16 protein-coding genes are annotated in these 18,114 nt (G+C 56.7%); 14 read left to right on the plus strand and 2 right to left on the minus strand.

What is annotated here, in order from left to right:
* The first annotated feature begins 5 nt into the window (after positions 1–5).
* The 7 genes from CGZ80_RS24365 (at position 6) to CGZ80_RS28850 (ending at position 6,357) form a co-directional block, all read left to right on the plus strand.
* Positions 6–1,796, plus strand: a complete 1,791-nt coding sequence (locus CGZ80_RS24365) for a SpoIIE family protein phosphatase (RefSeq protein ID WP_094418312.1) — start codon at positions 6–8, stop codon at positions 1,794–1,796.
* Positions 1,793–2,062, plus strand: a complete 270-nt coding sequence (locus CGZ80_RS24370) for an acylphosphatase (RefSeq protein ID WP_094418296.1) — start codon at positions 1,793–1,795, stop codon at positions 2,060–2,062. Before CGZ80_RS24365 ends, CGZ80_RS24370 begins: the two co-directional genes overlap by 4 nt.
* 207 nt (positions 2,063–2,269) lie before the next feature.
* Positions 2,270–3,184: a sugar phosphate isomerase/epimerase family protein gene (locus CGZ80_RS24375; RefSeq protein WP_198953779.1), complete on the plus strand. Its 915-nt coding sequence runs from the start codon at positions 2,270–2,272 to the stop codon at positions 3,182–3,184.
* Entirely contained in the window at positions 3,184–4,080 is an 897-nt protein-coding gene (rsmH, locus tag CGZ80_RS24380; protein WP_094418297.1) for a 16S rRNA (cytosine(1402)-N(4))-methyltransferase RsmH, read from the plus strand. Before CGZ80_RS24375 ends, rsmH begins: the two co-directional genes overlap by 1 nt.
* Before the next feature lie 117 nt (positions 4,081–4,197).
* Positions 4,198–4,998: a sulfotransferase domain-containing protein gene (locus CGZ80_RS24385; protein WP_094418298.1), complete on the plus strand. Its 801-nt coding sequence runs from the start codon at positions 4,198–4,200 to the stop codon at positions 4,996–4,998.
* 595 nt (positions 4,999–5,593) lie between these two features.
* Positions 5,594–6,058: a hypothetical protein gene (locus tag CGZ80_RS24390; protein ID WP_143544129.1), complete on the plus strand. Its 465-nt coding sequence runs from the start codon at positions 5,594–5,596 to the stop codon at positions 6,056–6,058.
* A complete protein-coding gene (locus tag CGZ80_RS28850) occupies positions 6,058–6,357 on the plus strand; it encodes a DUF5989 family protein (protein ID WP_094418300.1) in 300 nt (99 codons plus the stop codon). Before CGZ80_RS24390 ends, CGZ80_RS28850 begins: the two co-directional genes overlap by 1 nt.
* A gap of 63 nt (positions 6,358–6,420) precedes the next feature.
* Here CGZ80_RS28850 and rny read toward each other — a convergent pair whose 3' ends face one another.
* A complete protein-coding gene (gene rny / locus CGZ80_RS24400; RefSeq protein WP_094418301.1) occupies positions 6,421–8,016 on the minus strand; it encodes a ribonuclease Y in 1,596 nt (531 codons plus the stop codon).
* Positions 8,017–8,209: 193 nt separating this feature from the next.
* Here rny and tilS point away from each other — a divergent pair, with 193 nt between their 5' ends.
* From tilS to CGZ80_RS24415, 3 genes are all read left to right on the plus strand, one after another.
* On the plus strand, positions 8,210–9,301 hold the full coding sequence (gene tilS, locus CGZ80_RS24405) for a tRNA lysidine(34) synthetase TilS (RefSeq protein ID WP_094418302.1): 1,092 nt from the start codon (positions 8,210–8,212) through the stop codon (positions 9,299–9,301).
* 215 nt (positions 9,302–9,516) lie between these two features.
* Positions 9,517–11,637 (plus strand): FAD-dependent oxidoreductase, encoded by a 2,121-nt coding sequence (locus tag CGZ80_RS24410; RefSeq protein WP_094418314.1) that lies wholly within the window; start codon positions 9,517–9,519, stop codon positions 11,635–11,637.
* Positions 11,638–11,696: 59 nt separating this feature from the next.
* Complete coding sequence (locus CGZ80_RS24415) at positions 11,697–13,754, plus strand: PTS sugar transporter subunit IIA (RefSeq protein ID WP_094418303.1); 2,058 nt, start codon at positions 11,697–11,699, stop codon at positions 13,752–13,754.
* Here the strand turns inward: CGZ80_RS24415 and CGZ80_RS24420 are convergent, their stop codons facing one another.
* Positions 13,755–14,741 carry an NHL repeat-containing protein gene (locus CGZ80_RS24420; RefSeq protein WP_094418315.1) on the minus strand — a complete coding sequence of 329 codons (987 nt, stop codon included), beginning with the start codon at positions 14,739–14,741 and terminating at the stop codon, positions 13,755–13,757. It abuts the gene before it with no gap.
* Between the two features lie 227 nt (positions 14,742–14,968).
* On the opposite strand from CGZ80_RS24420, the gene CGZ80_RS24425 reads away from it, so the two are divergent.
* Genes CGZ80_RS24425 through CGZ80_RS24440 form a run of 4 tightly spaced genes read left to right on the plus strand, consistent with a single transcriptional unit; the run spans position 14,969 to position 18,111 of the window.
* Positions 14,969–16,153, plus strand: a complete 1,185-nt coding sequence (locus tag CGZ80_RS24425) for a Sua5/YciO/YrdC/YwlC family protein (protein ID WP_094418304.1) — start codon at positions 14,969–14,971, stop codon at positions 16,151–16,153.
* The gene (gene rpiB / locus CGZ80_RS24430; protein WP_094418305.1) at positions 16,153–16,665 is read left to right on the plus strand and encodes a ribose 5-phosphate isomerase B; all 513 of its coding nucleotides are present in this window, start codon (positions 16,153–16,155) and stop codon (positions 16,663–16,665) included. The genes CGZ80_RS24425 and rpiB overlap by 1 nt, the downstream gene beginning before the upstream one ends.
* Positions 16,662–17,687 (plus strand): ATP-binding protein, encoded by a 1,026-nt coding sequence (locus tag CGZ80_RS24435; protein WP_094418306.1) that lies wholly within the window; start codon positions 16,662–16,664, stop codon positions 17,685–17,687. Before rpiB ends, CGZ80_RS24435 begins: the two co-directional genes overlap by 4 nt.
* Complete coding sequence (locus CGZ80_RS24440; RefSeq protein WP_158222838.1) at positions 17,671–18,111, plus strand: DUF3750 domain-containing protein; 441 nt, start codon at positions 17,671–17,673, stop codon at positions 18,109–18,111. Before CGZ80_RS24435 ends, CGZ80_RS24440 begins: the two co-directional genes overlap by 17 nt.
* Positions 18,112–18,114: the final 3 nt, after the last annotated feature.

Raw genomic sequence — 18,114 nt, forward strand, 5'->3', positions numbered from 1 at the left:
CAACAATCCCAGGTAAAAACGCCCTCGGGGGCGCCGATGTTGCTGCCGCAGCAATTGCTGGTGGCCCCGAGCGATTCAAGTTAGATCAAGGCGAAACGTCGATCGGGCGTCATCCTGATTGCCATATCGTGGTCGACTCGGGACCGGTTAGCCGGTTCCACGCCAAGGTCGTCGGTGAAGGAACGACCTTCACCGTACACGACCTTGGAAGCCGCAATGGGACCTATCTGAATGGGCAGCGTCTGACGGCTGCTCATGTGCTTCGCGAAGGCGATCGAATTCGAATCAGCGATATCGAATTCATCTTCCACGCCGACTCCGTCCCGCTGTTTGCTTCGGGTTCGTCGTCCGAAATGACGTTCTCGGGATCGAACTTCGGTATCGTGATGACCGACGAAGAGCCTGAGTCTTCGCGGGCGATCGCACCACGTGTCCAGTACGAAAAGTCCGACTATGGACTGAAGATGCGGGCCACGCCCGAAGCGAAGCTGGAAGCGCTGCTAAAGATCAATCGTAACCTGAGCAATGCGCTCGCAGTCGATGAGGTTTTGCCAAAGATCCTCGATAGCTTGTTCGCGATTTTTCCTTCGGCCGATCGCGGCTTTATCGTCATGCAAACGGATGACGGCCAGTTGCAAACTCGCTGGGTGAAGACGCGTCAACAGAGTGATGAGACGCAAACCGTACGCATCAGTCGGACGATCATTCGGCGCGTGATTTCAACAGGCGAATCGATCCTTTCGTTTGACGCGATGGAAGATAGCCGTTTCGATAGCAGCGAATCGATCGCCGATTTCTCGATTAAAAGCATGATCTGCGCACCGCTTGGTGATGCCGACGGTCGCAAATTCGGTGCGATCCAGATCGATTCGACTCAAGGCCGTGGGCAGTTTGTCGAAGAGGATATCGATCTGCTAAGTGGCGTTGCCGCACAAGCAGGCGTAGTGATTACCAACGCGCAGATGCACGAGCGGGCGTTGCGTCAGCAAGAGGTCGAACAGGATCTGCGTCTGGCGACGGACGTGCAAAAAGCCTTCTTGCCGCAAACGCCACCGCAAACTTGTGGTTGGGAGTTCGACAGTTTTTATCGAGCGGCAAACCACATCGGCGGAGACTACTACGATTACATCGAACTGTCCGATGGGCGAGTCGCTGTCGTCGTTGCCGACGTCGTCGGGCATGGTGTCGCGGCCGCGATGTTTATGGCCAAGCTGTCTGCGGAGACGCGTTTTTGCTTGGCGAGTGAGTCGGATGTCGCGATCGCGATCGAACGCTTGAACGACCGCATGAGCGAGTTAGAAGTCGAGCGATTTGTGACGTTTTTGATGGTTGTTGTCGATCCACAAAACGATGCCGTCACGATTGTGAACGCGGGGCATATGCCGCCGATCGTGCGTCGTCACGCAGGCGGTGAAATCGTCGAACCGGGGAAGGAGCAATCGGGGCTGCCGATCGCGATCATGGGCGGTATGGAGTACGAATCCGTCAGCATGACAGTCGAGCCGGGTGATTTTCTGTTGCTATACACCGACGGAATCAACGAGGCGATGGATTCGAAGGATCAGGAGTTCGGGATCGATACGATCAGGACTCTGGTTTCGCAAGCTCAGGAAACGGGCAAAATCAAAGACCGGATCGTCGAATCAGTGTTGCGGCATATCGGTGACGCGGCCCCGTTTGATGACATGTGCTTGGTCGCGATTCGTCGCACCGCAAAGCCACAGTCGATGCGTGACGATGCGGTTTCGGTTTCTGAAACGGTGGGCGAGGACGACGTAAAGTCGGCACTGAAATGACCCGCCGCGTTGTGGTGCGCTATCACGGTCGTGTCCAGGGTGTCGGCTTTCGCGCGACGGCGCTGTATCACGGCAATGGCTTGGAACTGCACGGCTTTGTTCGCAACGAAATCGATGGCACGGTGCTGATGGATGTTGAAGGCCCTAAGGCGCACGTCGATGAGCTGCTGGAGCGAATTGACTCGCGTCCGGCAGGATCGGTCGACCGTCGTGACCTCTCCTGGGAGCAGCCGCTCGGACGTACCGGTGGCTTTACGATCGGCTAAACGAGATCGCGTTTTACGCCGCAGTGGCTTTCCACTTGGCTCGTTAGTGAATCCAGCTCGTCAGTGATTCCACAGCTCTGACAGCTGTCTCGCTAGTCTGGCAGCGGGGGTGGATGGCATCGCCTTGCTTCTCGTTGTGTGCAGGAAGCATAATAGACGCTCTCACCTGCACTCCCCTGCCCTGCTCTACCCCGCTGAGGTCCTGCCATGCGACGACGCCAAGCCCTGCAAACGATCGGAACTGTTGGAGCGATCGCGATGATCGGACAACGTCAACTGGCGGTTGCTGCCGACGCGAGTGACGATGCCACACCATGGATTCGCAAGACGCTCAAGATTGGCATGATTGGCGTGAAGGGAACGCTCGAGGAGCGTTTTGCGGCGGCAAAGGCAGCGGGGTTCCATGGCGTCGAAGTCGACGTGCCTGGGATCGACGTAGACGCGATCAACAAGGCTGCTAAAGCGGCTGACATCATTATCGATGGAAGTGTCGGTAGCCAGCACTGGAGCGTGCGTCACAGCGATCCTGACGCGGCTGTGCGTGCGAAGGCTCTCGAACAACTCAAGCAGTCCATCGAGGAAACGGCGGCGGTTGGTGGCGACAGTTGCTTGGTCGTGGTCGGTCACGGCAAAGACGGTACGCACGACGAGGTTTGGAAGCGTTCGTCAGACAACCTGCATGCCGCGATCGAAACCGCCGAAAAGTACAGCATCAACCTTTTGATCGAGAACGTTTGGAATCAATTTCTGTACGATCATGGTGGCGATTCGAATCAGTCGGTTCAGCCGCTGGCGGACTATGTCGACTCGTTCAAATCGAAACGCGTTGGCTTGCAGTTCGACCTGGGCAATCACTGGAAATACGGTGACATCGCGACCTGGGTACGTGAGCTCGGTCCGCGGATCATGAAGCTGGATATCAAAGGCTTTTCACGGGCTAAAAATCAATTCACCAAGGTTGGTGAAGGCGACGTCGATTGGCCAGGCATTGAAGCGTCGCTGCGCGCGATTAATTTTCGTGGCTGGTGTGCCGCCGAAGTTGGCGGGGGCGGTCCTGAGCGTTTGAAGGAGATCGCCGACAACATGGAAGCCGCCCTGCACTGCAACCAAAACAAGGTTTAATGGAAGAAGCTGACCAATCGAACGACTCGTGTCATGTCTCGGTAATGCCCGACGAAATCGTCGAATGGGTTTCGGGATGCAAACCGAAAGTGGTGATTGACGGGACCTTTGGCGGTGGCGGTCATAGCCGCCGGATGATTGACGAAATCGAGTCGCTGGAATTGGTCATCGGGTTAGATCGAGATCCGGCCGTGGTCCGTCGCGATGACGATGATGCGATCGATCGATTAAGCGTGTTCCTGGCCAGCTACGAGCAGGCCGCAAAGGCACTCGCGGCCTGTGAAGTCGATCATGCCGACGCGATGGTGCTGGACCTGGGGCTATCGAGCGATCAGTTGGCGGATCGTGAACGCGGCTTCAGCTTTCAATTTGATGGGCCGTTGGACCTCCGTTTCGATCCCGAAAATGGAATTCCGGCGAGTGAATGGTTGGCCAGGCAGAGCGAAAAAGCGATTGCCGATGCGATCTATCAGTTCGGTGAAGAACGCTACAGCCGTCGTATCGCACGCGAGGTCATTGCGGCTGCCAAACGACGCGAGCCGGTCCGTACGGTGCATCAGATGAGTGATATCTGTCGCCGCTGTGTGCCGCGTTCAAAGAATCACGACATCCATCCGGCGACACGTACGTTTCAGGCGCTACGGATCGTGGTCAATGACGAGCTGGGTATCCTGACGCGAACCTTGCAGGCGGCGCCTGATTGGTTGAGCGTTGGCGGGCGAATGGTCGTGATCAGCTTTCATTCGCTTGAAGATCGCATCGTCAAGCAAGCGTTCCGCGAAGACGATCGTTGGAATATCTTGACGAAGAAACCGCTTCGTCCAACCGACGCTGAGGTCGCGGCGAACCCGCGTGCGCGAAGCGCGAAGCTGCGGATTGCAGAGAGGTGCGATTAGCGACCGATGCCGATGCGATCGCCCCTAGGGGATTAAGGTTTCGCTGGTTTGGGGAATTGTTCTAGGATCCCCCCCCTCGCATTGTCCTTCGCTATTCCCTCATCAAGAAATCTGAAAATGAAACATCGTCCGCCGCCCCAGGACATTTCCTTTTCTGAATCCGTGCATCCAATTGAAGAGACTTCAGACGAAGACGTATTCGTTGCCGGATTTCCAAAGTCAGGCAACACGCTACTTCAGCACACCATCGCACACCTTGTGTATGGGTTAAATGAATCCGGCGGTCGAACGTTGGTCCAATTGATGGTTCCCGACGTTCATGCCAATACGCACTACTTTCGCCACAAAGACCGCTGTTTTTTCAAGACACACGACCATCCAAAAGAGCATCACCGGAACGTGATTTATATTGTTCGCGATGGTCGCGAAGCGATGCTTTCGTACTACCACATGTTGAAAAACATGGGGCAAGATGTTTCGCACCGGCAGATTTACTCCAATGAAGTCCCGGTGTTCGGCGGACAGTGGCATCAACATGTGGCGATGTGGGAGTCGAATCCGTTTGACGCAAATCTTCTTTGGTTGCGATACGAGGACATGAGGTCCGACCGGATCACGCAGCTGAAACGCATCTGTAACTTTTTAGAAATCGAACGATCCGAACAGGAACTCTTGGAAGTTGCCAGACTGACCTCATTCGAGCACATGCAGCAGGTGGAGCGGCGCAGCGACTGGGTTGCCAAAAACTTAACCGTCTTTAACAAGCCAGCGTGTTTCATTCGTCGTGGGGCATGCAATTCGTTCCGCCAGGAAGTGGATCCAGATGTGTTGGCCCTTTTCGAGAGTCGCAATGGGAGCGTGTTGCGGCGACACTATCCAGAAACGTTCGAACATTCCGAGAATCGCAAAGCGACGTAGCGGAGTAATCGAATCGGCTGCGACGTAAATCGGTGTAGATCTACCTTCGCGAGCGTTCGCGACCGGGCACCTCTTGCGCCCGGTCCGTGAGGCTTCGGAGACGGTTTTAGCGGAGGATTCCAACCATCAACGATTGTCAGCCCGTGGCCGCAAGCTGACCGCGTAAACCCCACGCGAGGCGAACTCGCGGAAGATAGGTATTTTCTCGATGTCGACGCTGAAGGCGGGGGTCAGAATAGGCTGAGTAAGTTGCAACTTTAAAGATAGCAAAGGCTTACGTCGCTCTGAGGTCGGCCGTCCGAGGCGGAAATCCGCGTCGGTTGGTCTCGATCGGTAGCTCTAGGGTACGCGGCTAGCAGACTCGGTCAACTGCAGATTTTGTCATTTTGGAGCGCCCGATTCGGCCCTGGCGCGGTAACTCGTTGAGCGATGACGAGTTAAGGCGGGGGGGCCGAAGAATGACTTTTTTTCCCGATCCTTCAGCGTGATTCGAATCGGTTCCTGCGGGAGGCTACCGCATGGCTAGAAGGGGGTGTGTTTTTGTGCCATTGGCGGATTCCCGGCGTCAAGGTCGCCGTAGCGGTTCTGATCTGCCGTGGGAGCCATCTGCGAATCGGGGTATGATCGCGTCATGGAAGCAACGCCGGCAAAACGGTCTCCCGAAACAGAACGGATCGAGCCCGCTCATTATGAGGGTCTGGGTGTCTCCGTCGGTTTGGTGGTTGCCGGTGTGATGGTTTGGCGACTGGTTGGGGACCCAGCCGGGACAGTTGTGTTTGGCGGGTTTGCGACGGCGTCGTTAGGGTTTCTGCTGGCGTATTTTGTGCGCCCAGATTGGCGATGGCGGCTAATGTGGTTGGTTCGGCAAGCGACCTTTCCGGTTCGTTGGACAGCAACCTTGTTAACAATGCTGGTCCTGTTTTACGGCGTCGTGACCCCGGTCGCGATCTGGTTTCGCTGGGCCGGAAAGTCGATTCGGCGGTCCGATCCGCAAGCGACCAGCTTTTGGCGGGAAGTTCATGCAGACGAGTCGGACGATTCTTTCTTTCGGATGTTTTGATGATCCACAACGGCGAAGGACCCGAGCACAGCGAGCATTCGCATCGGGAGGAAGCGATTGAAGGCGGCACCGTTGATCGCGGCGGCCCGGAACGGCGTCTCCCGGACCTCAACGGCCCATCGGAGTTTGAGCGACAGGCGGGGGCGACCGAGCCAGGGTTGTTGCGCGAATTTGTTTGGTTTCTTCGCTACAACAAGAAGTGGTGGTTGCTGCCGATTGTTGGCGTGTTGCTGCTGCTCGTCGCGCTGGCCTTTGTGACCACTTCGCCGGCGGCACCCTTTATCTACACACTGTTTTAATCCGCCAAAATTGACGGCGGATAGAGCGTCAACGGGGCCCTGCGTCAGCTTGCGATCGCCGAGCTATTTAGCGATCTCGGTGAAGGAGCTTTCTCGCAAGACGGTGACTTTGATTTCGCCGGGGTACATCAGTTCGCGTTCGAACGCCTGGGCAATTTCGTGACAGATGACGGCGGACTGTTCGTCGTTGGTCGACGTGCTGTCGACGATGACACGCAGTTCACGTCCGGCACTAATGGCGTATGCCTCGCGTACTCCCTCGAAGCGTTTCGCAATCGCCTCGAGCTCTTCCATTCGTTTGATATAGCGTTCGAGCGATTCACGACGGGCACCGGGACGCGATGCGCTGCAGGCATCGGCTGTGGCGACCACCATCGTATAGGGGTGTTCGATCACGATTTCGTCGTGGTGCCCAAATGCGGCGTGAACGACTTCGGGTGATTCGCCATGACGGCGCAGGATGTCGGCACCGATTTTAGGGTGCCCGCCTTCGAGTTCATGGTCGGCGGCTTTCCCGATATCGTGCAGCAGTCCGCATCGCCGCGCGACATCGCCATTCATTCCCAGCATTTCGGCGATCATGCCGGACAGGAACGCGACTTCGATGCTATGTCGAAGCACGTTTTGGCTGTACGAAGTTCGAAAATACAGGCGTCCGAGTAATTCGATCAGGCGGTCATGCAGTCCTGCGATGTTGACTTCGTCGGCTGCCTCGCGGCCCTTCTGCATGATCAATTCGTTGATCTCGCGTTGGGTTTCTTCGACGACTTCTTCGATTTTCGAAGGGTGGATCCGCCCGTCGGCGATCAGATTGGTCAGCGACCGTCTGGCGATTTCGCGGCGCACCGGGTCAAAGCCACTGACAATGACGACGCCTGGTGTGTCGTCGATAATGACGTCGATTCCGGTCGCTTTTTCGAAAGCCCGAATGTTGCGGCCTTCGCGTCCAATGATGCGACCCTTCATGTCGTCGGTCGGGACGTCAACGGTGCTGGTCGTCGAGTCGGCGGTGAAGGCGGAGGAGTATCGCTGCATTGCGGTCAGCAGCATCTGGCGGCTCTGTTCTTTGGCAGCCTCGGTGATCTGCTTTTTCTGTTTCAGCAGGACTTTTCCACGCTCATGTTCGAGTTCTTCGTTGAGAACTTCTAGCAGTTGCTCTTTGGCTTCGGCCCGGGTCATGCCGGAAATCGCTTCGAGCAGTCGTTTTTGTTGGTCTTCGAGCTTGCCGAGTTCTTCACGTTTGTTGGTCAGCATCTTGAGACCCGAGTCGAGACGCTGTTGGGCGTTTTCGAGTCCGCGTTGCTGCTTCCGCAAGTCGGCTTCTTGAAGGTCGAGTTGTTCGCTTCGGCGATCGAGTTTTTCTTCGCGGGCGAGCTGTTTCCGCCGTGAATCGGCGATCTCGGTTTCGCCTTTTGATTTGATTTCCAGGGCATCCTCTTTGGCCTCGAGGACGATCTGCGATTTCATCGATTCCGCTTGCCGGTTGGCCTCGTTCAAAATCTCATCCGCCCGTGCGGCGAGTTTGATTTTGTAAACGGTGTACTTCCAGCGCTGATAACCCATCATCAGAACGGCCCCTGCAAGCACGCCGGCGAGGGAGTAGACGAAGAAGTTTTCGTCCAATGAAGAGGCGAGCGGCAGCGCGAAGAAGAGTGCCATCAATGGGGTCAAGGCGACGGGGCGTGTTCGGCGGGTGGAAAAGGGCGGTAGACTGGCCGCTGACGCGACATGTCCTTGTCGCGTTCACGATGAAGATCGTAACAAATTTTGTTCCCCAGTGGGCAGTGCCCTGCCCTTTCCCGAACTCCGAATGTGCTTTCCAGGCAGTTGAAACGCATTTCGGCACCGTCCCATGTCAGATCGCCAAAACGAAAACTCCCCTTGGGAGCACCTTTTAAGTGACATCGAGGGGCTGTTCCCCGCGGGGAAGTACTTCAACGTGGGGGTCGTTGTCGGTTGCAGTGGTGGTGCAGACAGTGTCGCGTTGCTTCGCGCGGTCGTTGATCTGGCACGCCGCGAGATTCGCAAACGGTTCGCAGTTTCGAAGGAAAGCGAATTGCCGATGCCAGGGTTCGTTATCGCAGCGCATTTCAATCATGCGCTCCGTGGGAACGAGAGCGATCAAGATGAATCGCTGGTGATCGCGTTGGCAGAGGAACTAGGAATCAAGGCCGTTACGGCACGCGGTGATGGGACGTTGGCCGACGAGAAACACACCCGTGATGAACGCTATCGTTTTTTCGGAGACGTGATGCGTCAGTATGGCGCCCGATACCTGATGCTGGGGCACAGCTTGGATGACAACGTCGAAACGGTGTTGTTTCGTCTGCTTCGCGGGACAGGACCGATCGGCTTGGCTGGGATCGCGCCGTTTCGCGAATTGTCAGCCGATGAACGAGGGCGTGACTTTGTCGTCGCCCGGCCGATGTTGCAATCGCGACGAGAGCTGATTCGTGAGGCACTGGTGTCTGAAAATCACTCGTGGCGGGAAGACGGTTCGAATCGAGACTTGGCGTACCGACGCAACTGGATTCGCAACGAATTGTTGCCACAAATTGGCGGGCAATTCCCCGGGGCGATCGAGTCAATTGCGCGTGCGATCGATGGCCAACGTCAATGGAGTGAATCGATCAAGCGATTGTCACGTCAATGGGTTGATGTCTTTGTCATCGCGGAGGAACCGCTGCAAATCCGGCGATTGGATTCTGTCGATCATCCTGAATCGGTCCCCAGTATTTTGGCCGATTCGTCGGTGTGTGTCGAAGCACTGCGACACTGTTGGCAGCGCTGTGGATTTCCGCTGGGGAAAATTGGCCAATCACATTGGCGCCAGTGTTTTGAACTCTGGCACGGTCGAGGCGACGATCGCGTTCATCTACCCGGCGGCATCGAAGCAACCAGGGACGCTTCACAGATCTTGTTTCGTCGGATTTCCGAGACGTGAGGAAGACTGGGCGGCAAGGTGTGGGCGGTGAGCGGTTAAACTGTTCCGTTCCTACCAACACATCGCCCTCCCCTTTACCGCGACTATCGCGAGGAACCAGACGTATGAATCGGACGCAATACCGACCGAGCCAGGTTGCCAAACTGAGCACCGGAGTTGGCCCAAACGACCGTCTGTCGACTCCGTCGCGAGCGTCCTTTGATTGCCTGCGATTCATGATCGGTTTGATTCTGGCGGGCGTTTATGGTGTGTCCACGCCGAAAGCGTTTGCCGAGTCCTACACGGCGGACGTTGTTGTTTACGGGGGCACTTCGGCGGCTATTACTGCGGCGGTGCAAGTGAAGCAGATGGGACGCAGTGTTTTGATCGTTTGTCCTGACCAGCATCTGGGAGGGCTGACGAGTGGTGGTCTCGGATGGACCGACACCGGCAAGAAAGAAGTGATCGGCGGGCTCTCCCGCGAGTTCTATCACCGTGTGTACCTGAAATACCAACAGGCGGAAAATTGGAATTGGCAATCACGTGAAAGCTATGGCAATCGTGGCCAAGGAAACGTAGCGATCGACGGCAAAAATCGGACCCAGTGGATCTTCGAACCGCATATCGCCGAACAGGTCTTTGACGAATGGGTGAGCGAATGTGAGATCCCCGTCTATCGCGATCAATGGTTGGATCGCAAGTCGGGCGTCGAAGTGGTAGGCGGCCGAATCAAGTCCATCCGAATGCTTGGCGGCGACGTGTTTACAGGCAAGGTGTTTTTGGATGTGACCTATGAAGGTGACTTGATGGCCGCGGCGGGCGTGTCATACCACGTCGGTCGCGAGTCAAGCGAAACCTACGCTGAAAACTGGGCCGGGATTCAAACCGGTGTCAATCATCACGGTCACCACTTCGCCAACCTGCCCGCGATCAGTCCGTACGTCGTACCAGGGGATCCAGCCAGTGGCGTATTGCCACGCGTCAGTGCGGACCCGCCGGGAAAAAAAGGCGATGCAGACGACCGCGTCCAAGCGTACTGTTTCCGAATGTGTCTGACCGATCATCCGGGAAACCTGGTGCCATTTGAAGCTCCCAAAGGCTATGACCCAGCCGAGTACGAATTGCTGGCTCGGATCTATGAAGCCGGTTGGCGAGAAACGTTTAACAAGTTCGACCCCATCCCCAATCGAAAAACGGACACCAACAACCACGGTCCGATGAGCACCGACAACATCGGGTTCAACTACGACTATCCCGAAGCGAGTTATGAACGCCGTGCCGAGATCATTCGCGAACACGAGAACTATCAGAAGGGTTGGTTGTACTTTCACGTCAGTGACCCGCGCGTACCCGAGGAAATCCGTGAAGAGATGAAGCGTTGGGGGCTGGCGGCTGACGAGTTCGACGATAACGGTCATTGGCCTCATCAAATCTATGTGCGTGAAGCTCGCCGAATGATCGGTCAATTTGTGATGACCGAGAACGAATTGCAAAAACGCCGCCCCACCCCGCAATCCGTCGGCATGGGGTCTTATTCGATCGACTCGCACAACACGCAGCGCTACATCACCCCCGAAGGTCGCGTGCAAAATGAAGGCGACATCGGCGTTTCGACCTACGGGCCCTATGAAATTGCCTACGGCAGTTTGGTTCCCAAAGCGGATGATTGTGAGAACCTGATTGTGCCGGTTTGCGTTTCCAGTTCACACATCGCGTTTGGTTCCATCCGGATGGAACCTGTCTTCATGATTTTGGGGCAAAGCGCGGCGACGGCGGCTGTGCTGGCGATCGAGAGTGACTTGTCGGTTCAGGAAGTGCCGTACGACTTGCTGCAGCAGCGATTGCTCGCCGACGGACAAGTGTTGCATTCGGCAAAGAATGTGTCAGCGGTCGCCGGCCAGAGCAGCAGCGTGTTGTTCCCCAAAGATTTCTCCGGTGTGGTTCTGGATGATAGCCAAGCATCGTTCGTCGGTACGTGGCGACAGAGTGCGGCGAACCGTCCGCATTTTTTGTCCGGCTACCGGCACGAAGACAACGCGGCCAATGGAAAGTGTTCGGCGATCTTCGAAACCAAGCTGCCGACCGGTTTCTACGAGATCCAACTTGCCTATCCACCGAACACGAATCGGGCGACCAACGTCCCCGTAAAGATTTCGTCGGCGGGCGGCACGACGTCAGTGAAAGTGAATCAACGTTCGAAACCCACCACAGAAAAAGCGTTTACATCGCTGGGTGTGTATCAATTTGATCAACGACAGCCCGCAAAGTTGACGATTAGCAACCAGGGGACCGATGGATATGTGATCGTCGACGCTGTTCGATTCGTACCGGCGGACCCACCACCGAGCGATCGGTAAGGTGCGGCCAGCAAACCGATCGACGGAAACAAGTCTCGATCCGCCACGGAGCGCCAACGATGAAACGATTGATTGACGCGATTTCACAAGGCAGCTGTTTGCTGAATGTGAACGCCACAACGATGGACGAAATCGTTTCGGCCGGGGTGGATTATCTGGTTCAGAGCGGTCGGCTATCAGAGAGCCAACGCCAAGTCGTTGTCGACGGCATTTTGCAACGCGAACGTCAGTTTCCAACCGCGATCGGTCATGCTTGTGCAATCCCGCACTTTTATGATGACCGGATTAGCGAGCAAGCGTTGGTGTTCCTCCGCCTCAAACACGCGGTCAACTTGGGGGCACCTGACGGAATTGCCACCCGGTACGTGTTCTTTATGGTTGGTCCGACAACGCACGCGACCGAACATCTCGACACCTTGTCGTCAGTCGCACGGATGATGAGCGATAACGTCTGCCACTTTGAATTGACCTATTCAAAGAACGCGCAAGATGTGCTCGATGCGATCAACCGCCACCTCACCCGTACGGTACTGGCCAAGCCGGCGAAGCCGCGTGAAGTTTCCGAAGGTCTGCGTTCATCCCCTAAGCCCTTGGCCGGCGTCAAGGCGGACGTGCTGCGGCGGCTGCGTCACTACAAGTCTGACTTTGTTGACGGGATGCGTGCCAAGAGTATCGCGTCGATCGTGTTCATGTACTTTGCCTGCGTCGCGCCAGCGGTGACATTTGGCGGTTTGATGGGCAGCGAGACCGATGGTGTGATGGGTGCCGGGCCGATGTTGTTGTCGACCGCGGTTTGCGGAATTCTGTACGCGTTGTTCGCCGGCGGCCCGTTGATCATCTTGGGCGGGATCGGTCCGCTGTTGATCTTTACGATCATCTTGTACCAATTGTGCCAGGACTTTGAGTTGTCCGAGCATTTCTTGGGAGTGTATGGCTGGGTCGGTTTGTGGACCAGTTTGCTGACGATGCTGTTGGCGATTTCCAACAGCAGTAATCTGATGCGGTATTTCACGCGGTTCACCGACGAGATCTTTTCCGCGTTGATGTCGATGATTTTCATCTACAAGGCAATCGAAGCCTTGGTCGCGGGATTCCGTTCGGCCAGTGCGGCTGGACTTTCCAACGAAAAGCCGTTGTTGGCAATCGTGTTAGCAGTCGGAACGTTTTATATCGCGATGACGCTCGCCGGATTGCGGCGGAGCAAGTACCTGTTCGGTTGGATGCGTGAGTTCCTTGCCGACTTTGGGCCCTCGATTGCACTGGGCACGATGGTTGGTGTCGCGTGGTGGCTGGGCAGTGCCGCGACGCTCGACACCCTGGAGGTCTCGGCGGCTGCGAGTGAACGTGCCGGCTGGGTCGTTGATTTGTGGGGCGTGCCCAATTGGGTGAAGTTCGCGGCGATTGGGCCGGCAATGTTGGCGGCGGTGCTGGTCTATCTTTCGCAGAATATCACCGCGCGGCTGGTCAACAGTTCGGAGAACAAACTCGTGAAGGGCGAGTCCTATCACTGGGATCTGATGGTCGTGGGCGCTTTGATCGGAATGTGTTCCTTGTTCGGTTGGCCCTGGATGGTCGCGGCAACCGTTCGATCACTCGCACACGTGCGAGCGCTCTCGGATACCGAAGAAGTCGTTGGGACGAGAGGCGAGACTCAGGAAAAAATCATCCACGTCCACGAAAACCGTGTCACTGGACTATTCATCCATCTGTTGATCGGCGGATCGCTGTTGGCGCTTCCGCTGTTGGAGTACGTCCCGATGGCAGCCCTGTACGGTATTTTCTTGTACATGGGCTTTGTCTCGCTGCGCGGCATTCAATTTGTCGAACGCCTCGGATTGTTGTTGATGGACTCGTCGCTGTATCCGACAAACCACTACACTCGCCGCGTCCCGACACGCACCATCCATTGGTTCACGCTGATCCAATTCATTTGTTTGGCGCTCTTATGCGTTGTCAACGTTTTTCCGAGCCAGCCGGTTCGGATTTTGTTCCCGGTGTTTATCGCACTACTGGTGCCGGTGCGTGCGATCCTGTCGCGTTGTTTCGACAACGAACACCTGGCATTTTTGGATGCCGATGAAGCACCGGACGACGAAGAGTTGCACTGGGTGCTCTAGCTAGCCGGGGATCGCCGCCCGCTGCACCCGATGGTTTTGACTGTCGAGAATATGCATTCGACGTTTTGAATCAACGGCAAGGCTCCACGGATCGTACAGTTGACCAGGTCCGAGTCCCGGGGAGCCCCAAGTCGCGAGCGAATTGCCTTGCGCGTCAAAGTGCTGAACGCGCGCGTTGCCGTATTCGCAAACCACTGCGTCGCCGTTTTCAAGGACGAACACGCCGTAGGGATAAAACAGTTCGCCGGGCCCTTTCCCGGAACTGCCCCAGATGTCGATCAGTTCTGGTTGGTCGCCGGAGAGATCAAAGCGTTGGATTCGGTGGTTTCCCGAGTCGGCGATCCACAGTGTGTCGCCATCAACGTGTAGCCCCTGTGGACGCAGGAACTGTTCCGGTTCGCGTCCCGTCGAGCCCCATGCGAGTAAAAAAGTTCCGTCCGGGGCGAATTTTTGGATACGGTCAGCGTCGCCGTACTCGCCGATGTAGATGCAGCCCTGTTGGTCGACCGCGACGTCGGTCAAAAAGGCGAACTCGCCGGGCCCAAAGCCGCTCGTGCCGCCGATTTCCAGTTCGGGGCAACGTTGACCATCTAGAGTGTATGCAAGCATGCGGTAGTAATGCGTGTCGGCGACGAGCAGCCGATCGTCTTCGGCATTGGTGCCGACTTGGATGGTCATGCCGGTGGGTTTGCCATTCTCGATCGCGGGGGTACGCCAGTCACGGAGCCATGTCCCGTCGCGGTCGAAGACTTGGATTCGCCCTGTTTTATCGACGATGTACAGATTGTCGTTGCGATCGATGCAGATCGCCCGAGGCGTAAGGAAACGGCCGTTGCTCTGGCCACGTCGTCCCCAAACGAGTTCGGGTTCGTCGTCGTGGCTGCGTGCGATGCATCCGCTGAATGCACTCGCGCCGAGTGTGCTGATGCCGGCGCCCAGCAAAGTCGAGAGCGCATTGCGGCGTGAAAGTCTGTGCCGATGTGTCATGTGGGGGATTTGCGTGGCATCATTGTCCATAGCGGTATTGTAATGGCATCAGCGGATCTGGCGGGGGTGGAGTGCCGATTCGGCGAGGAAGCGACAACTGGTGTCACCAGAAGCGTCCTTGTCGATTCAAAATTGCAGACTTTACAATGCTGTATTCCCCGACGCGGTCGTGCTGTTGGGAAGAATGTCTACCCGTTCGGTCAGCTTTGTTTCAATCGTCGGTTTCTATGACCAAAGTTTTCGATCTCCGCCGAACCGACGATCCGCGTGACTTCATCCACCGCACTGTCCAGGCACTGACCGAAGGCCAAGTGGTGGCGTTGCCGACGGACACGTCGTATGGATTCGCGGCACATGCACTCACTCAGGCGGCGGTGGAAAAGCTTTTCGAGATGCGTGGGCCTTCGACAGCCCCGTTGGCGATTTCGGTTCGCAGTCGACAGGCCGCAGAAGATTTTTACTGTGAACCTTCGCCGGTGGCTCGACGACTTACACATCGTTGCTGGCCCGGCCCGCTAACCATCGTCACACCTTGCGATCACCCCCATTCGGCGATCAAACAATTGCCTCCGGGGGTCCAGGATTTGATTTTGGGCGAGCACCACGGGGTCGGTTTTCGGGTGGTCGACCACCGCATTTTGGAGGCGATTCATCGGTTCATGGCCGCGCCGCTGGTTTTGGCAGGGGCGCATCGTGTCGGTGAGAACGGTCGATCGGGAAAATCCAACTTTGACGCGCAGGGGGTGCTCGATCAGTTCGGTGGTGAGGTGCCACTGCTGCTCGATGACGGTCAGACTCGTTATGGTGGTGTATCGACGGTCGCCCGTGTGATAGGGAGCCGTTGGGAGTTGTTGCGAGAAGGCGTCATTGAACGAGCGGCTATGAATCAATTTGTCAAACCGGTTATCGTATTGGTCTGCACGGGAAATACCTGCCGCAGTCCGATGGCGGAAACCTTGATGCGAGAGCAATTGCGAAAGAAACTAGGGCGTGAGGACGCGGTTCGGGTTTTGTCGGCCGGTGTCGCCGCTTCCAACGGGTCCTGCGCCAGCCCCCAGTCGATTGAGGTCATGGGGGAACGAAGTTTGGATTTGACCGGGCACGCCAGCCAGCCGCTGGGTGATGAGATCATGAACGTCGCCGATTTGGTGCTCACGATGACGCGAGCTCACCGTGCGGCGATCTTGGCGGCGTGGCCGGAAATGTACGATCGCGTCTTCACGTTGCGACATGACGGGGGCGATATTACGGATCCGATTGGGATGCCTGTTGAGACCTATCGACAGTGTGCCGATCAGATGGAAAACGAGTTGTCGGCATGGCTAGAGAAACTGGGAGACGACTTTTTCCCAACCCCCGCCGACGCCAATGGTTCAACGGAGTCCTCCGATGAGGATCAGGAGTCAGCTTGATGCGAATTTCGTTAGGCAGTGATCACCGTGGGGTGCACATCAAGGCACGCTTGATTCAATCCCTCCAAGCAAACTCGTTCGAAGTTATCGACGAGGGGACCTTCGATGAAGTCGCGGTGGACTACCCCGACTATGCCGAATGCGTTGCCCGCCGTGTGAGTTGTGGCGAGGCCGAGCGCGGAATCCTGATCTGTGGGACCGGCATCGGCATGGCAATCACCGCTAATAAATTCTTGGGCGTCCGCGCCGCGCCGTGCTACGACGAAGTCATGGTCGAAATGAGTCGTCGCCACAACGACGTCAATGTTTTGTGCTTGCCCGGCGACTTGATCGGCGAACGGTCCGTCGACGATTTGGTCCTCCGCTGGTTGCAAACCGATTTTGATGGCGGACGTCACTCCAAACGTCTCGACAAAATCTGCAAGATCGAAACCAAAAATGGCGACCATCTGATCGACCACACCAACGGTAAATCACCTGAGAACGAAGCCGCACAGCGGACCTCGTCATGATCTCGGATTGGTCTAGCTTGATCGGCAACCCACACCTGAAGCAGTGGTTTGCCAGCGCGATTTCTCAAGGCCGTTTCGGCGGCAGTTTGCTGTTTGTCGGACCTGCCGGTGTCGGCAAACGCAGTGTCGCAACGCTGCTCGCACAAACACTGCTTTGCGATCGGCAGCCAGCTTCGGCGATGGAACCGTGCGGCCGCTGCGAGGCCTGTGTCCAAGTTCGCGCCGAAACACATCCTGACGTGATCCGGGTACGCAAGCCGAAAGACAAGACCACCATACCGGTTGATCTTTTGATCGGGGCTCCCGAAGTTCGCATGCAAGAAGGCTTTTGTCGCGACGTGCGGCTGAGTCCCTATTGCGGCAAACGCAAGGTCGCGATTTTGGAAGACGCTGACTTCTTGAATGAAGAAGGCGCCAATTGCTTGCTCAAGACTTTGGAAGAACCGCCTGCCGATGCGGTGATCATCCTGATCGGTACCAGCGAACAAAAACAATTGCCCACGATTCGGTCGCGTTGCCAGATCATCCGCTTTCGGCCGCTATCGAACGAGGACGCGATCCGTTTGATTCGTGACGTTCACCAGTGCGAAGCGACGGACGAAGCGATTATTGAAGCGGTCGATTTGGCCGCCGGAGACATTGCCGGCGCGCTGCGATTGCTGGACGAGTCGACGTTGCGTTTTCGGTCTGCCTTGACGGAGGCGCTACGGCAACGCGTCCCCGATCCTGGAACCATTCGACGGATCGTGACAGACCGGATGGAAGAAGCCGGCAAGGATTCTCCCAAGCGGCGTGCGGCGCTGCGTGATGTGTTTGCGATGTGCATCGGCCATTATCGATCGGTGATGCGAGAACAAGCGAGCCGATCGGAAAGCCGGGCCATCACCCTGGCAAGGCTGGATCGCAGCGTTCGTGCACTGCGAGAGCTCGACCGGATGGCAAACTTGTCGACGCTGGTTGACTGCTTTGCCGCGGATCTGTCGTCCGGTTCGACGGGAGACCGTGGTGACATCGGTTCCTGATTCGCCAGCGGCAGAGTTACCAGCGGCAGAGTTATCCGTCCAGCTTTGGGCGGGACGCCTGCCACGGATCGCTTGGTTCGCCGAGCACTGTTGGTTGGTGATCTGTGACGGCGATCGAACCGAACGCTGGGAAGTTTGGCAGTACCCGGCTTGTGGACCCGTGTACTGGGGCCACGTTCATCGCAACATGATGTCACCCTTTGGCTGGATCCGCGATCGGCCAAAATACTTCTTGCACCAGTTCATTGGTGAAGAAGCGATCGGTCTCGCCGAGCGAATCCGGTCAACACCGACGACGTATCCGTGGTGTGATCGCTATCACTATGTCCCGGGTCCCAATAGCAACACCTACATCCAGTGGTGTTTGCAAGATCGCTACCGATTGGGCATCCGCGCGATTGGTCGCGGATACGCGAAGTGGTAACTC

The organism is Rhodopirellula sp. MGV (assembly GCF_002251265.1).
Classification (GTDB): Bacteria; Planctomycetota; Planctomycetia; order Pirellulales; family Pirellulaceae; genus Stieleria; species Stieleria baltica_A.

Coding starts and splice junctions, on each gene's coding strand:
- CGZ80_RS24435 (WP_094418306.1), top strand. CDS start 16,662: ATGATCTCGGATTGGTCTAGCTTGATCGGCAACCCACACCTGAAGCAG.
- CGZ80_RS24425 (WP_094418304.1), top strand. CDS start 14,969: ATGACCAAAGTTTTCGATCTCCGCCGAACCGACGATCCGCGTGACTTC.
- CGZ80_RS24420 (WP_094418315.1), bottom strand. CDS start 14,741: ATGACACATCGGCACAGACTTTCACGCCGCAATGCGCTCTCGACTTTG.
- CGZ80_RS28850 (WP_094418300.1), top strand. CDS start 6,058: ATGATCCACAACGGCGAAGGACCCGAGCACAGCGAGCATTCGCATCGG.
- CGZ80_RS24410 (WP_094418314.1), top strand. CDS start 9,517: ATGATCGGTTTGATTCTGGCGGGCGTTTATGGTGTGTCCACGCCGAAA.
- rpiB (WP_094418305.1), top strand. CDS start 16,153: ATGCGAATTTCGTTAGGCAGTGATCACCGTGGGGTGCACATCAAGGCA.
- CGZ80_RS24375 (WP_198953779.1), top strand. CDS start 2,270: ATGCGACGACGCCAAGCCCTGCAAACGATCGGAACTGTTGGAGCGATC.
- CGZ80_RS24370 (WP_094418296.1), top strand. CDS start 1,793: ATGACCCGCCGCGTTGTGGTGCGCTATCACGGTCGTGTCCAGGGTGTC.
- rsmH (WP_094418297.1), top strand. CDS start 3,184: ATGGAAGAAGCTGACCAATCGAACGACTCGTGTCATGTCTCGGTAATG.
- CGZ80_RS24385 (WP_094418298.1), top strand. CDS start 4,198: ATGAAACATCGTCCGCCGCCCCAGGACATTTCCTTTTCTGAATCCGTG.
- rny (WP_094418301.1), bottom strand. CDS start 8,016: ATGGCACTCTTCTTCGCGCTGCCGCTCGCCTCTTCATTGGACGAAAAC.
- tilS (WP_094418302.1), top strand. CDS start 8,210: ATGTCAGATCGCCAAAACGAAAACTCCCCTTGGGAGCACCTTTTAAGT.
- CGZ80_RS24415 (WP_094418303.1), top strand. CDS start 11,697: ATGAAACGATTGATTGACGCGATTTCACAAGGCAGCTGTTTGCTGAAT.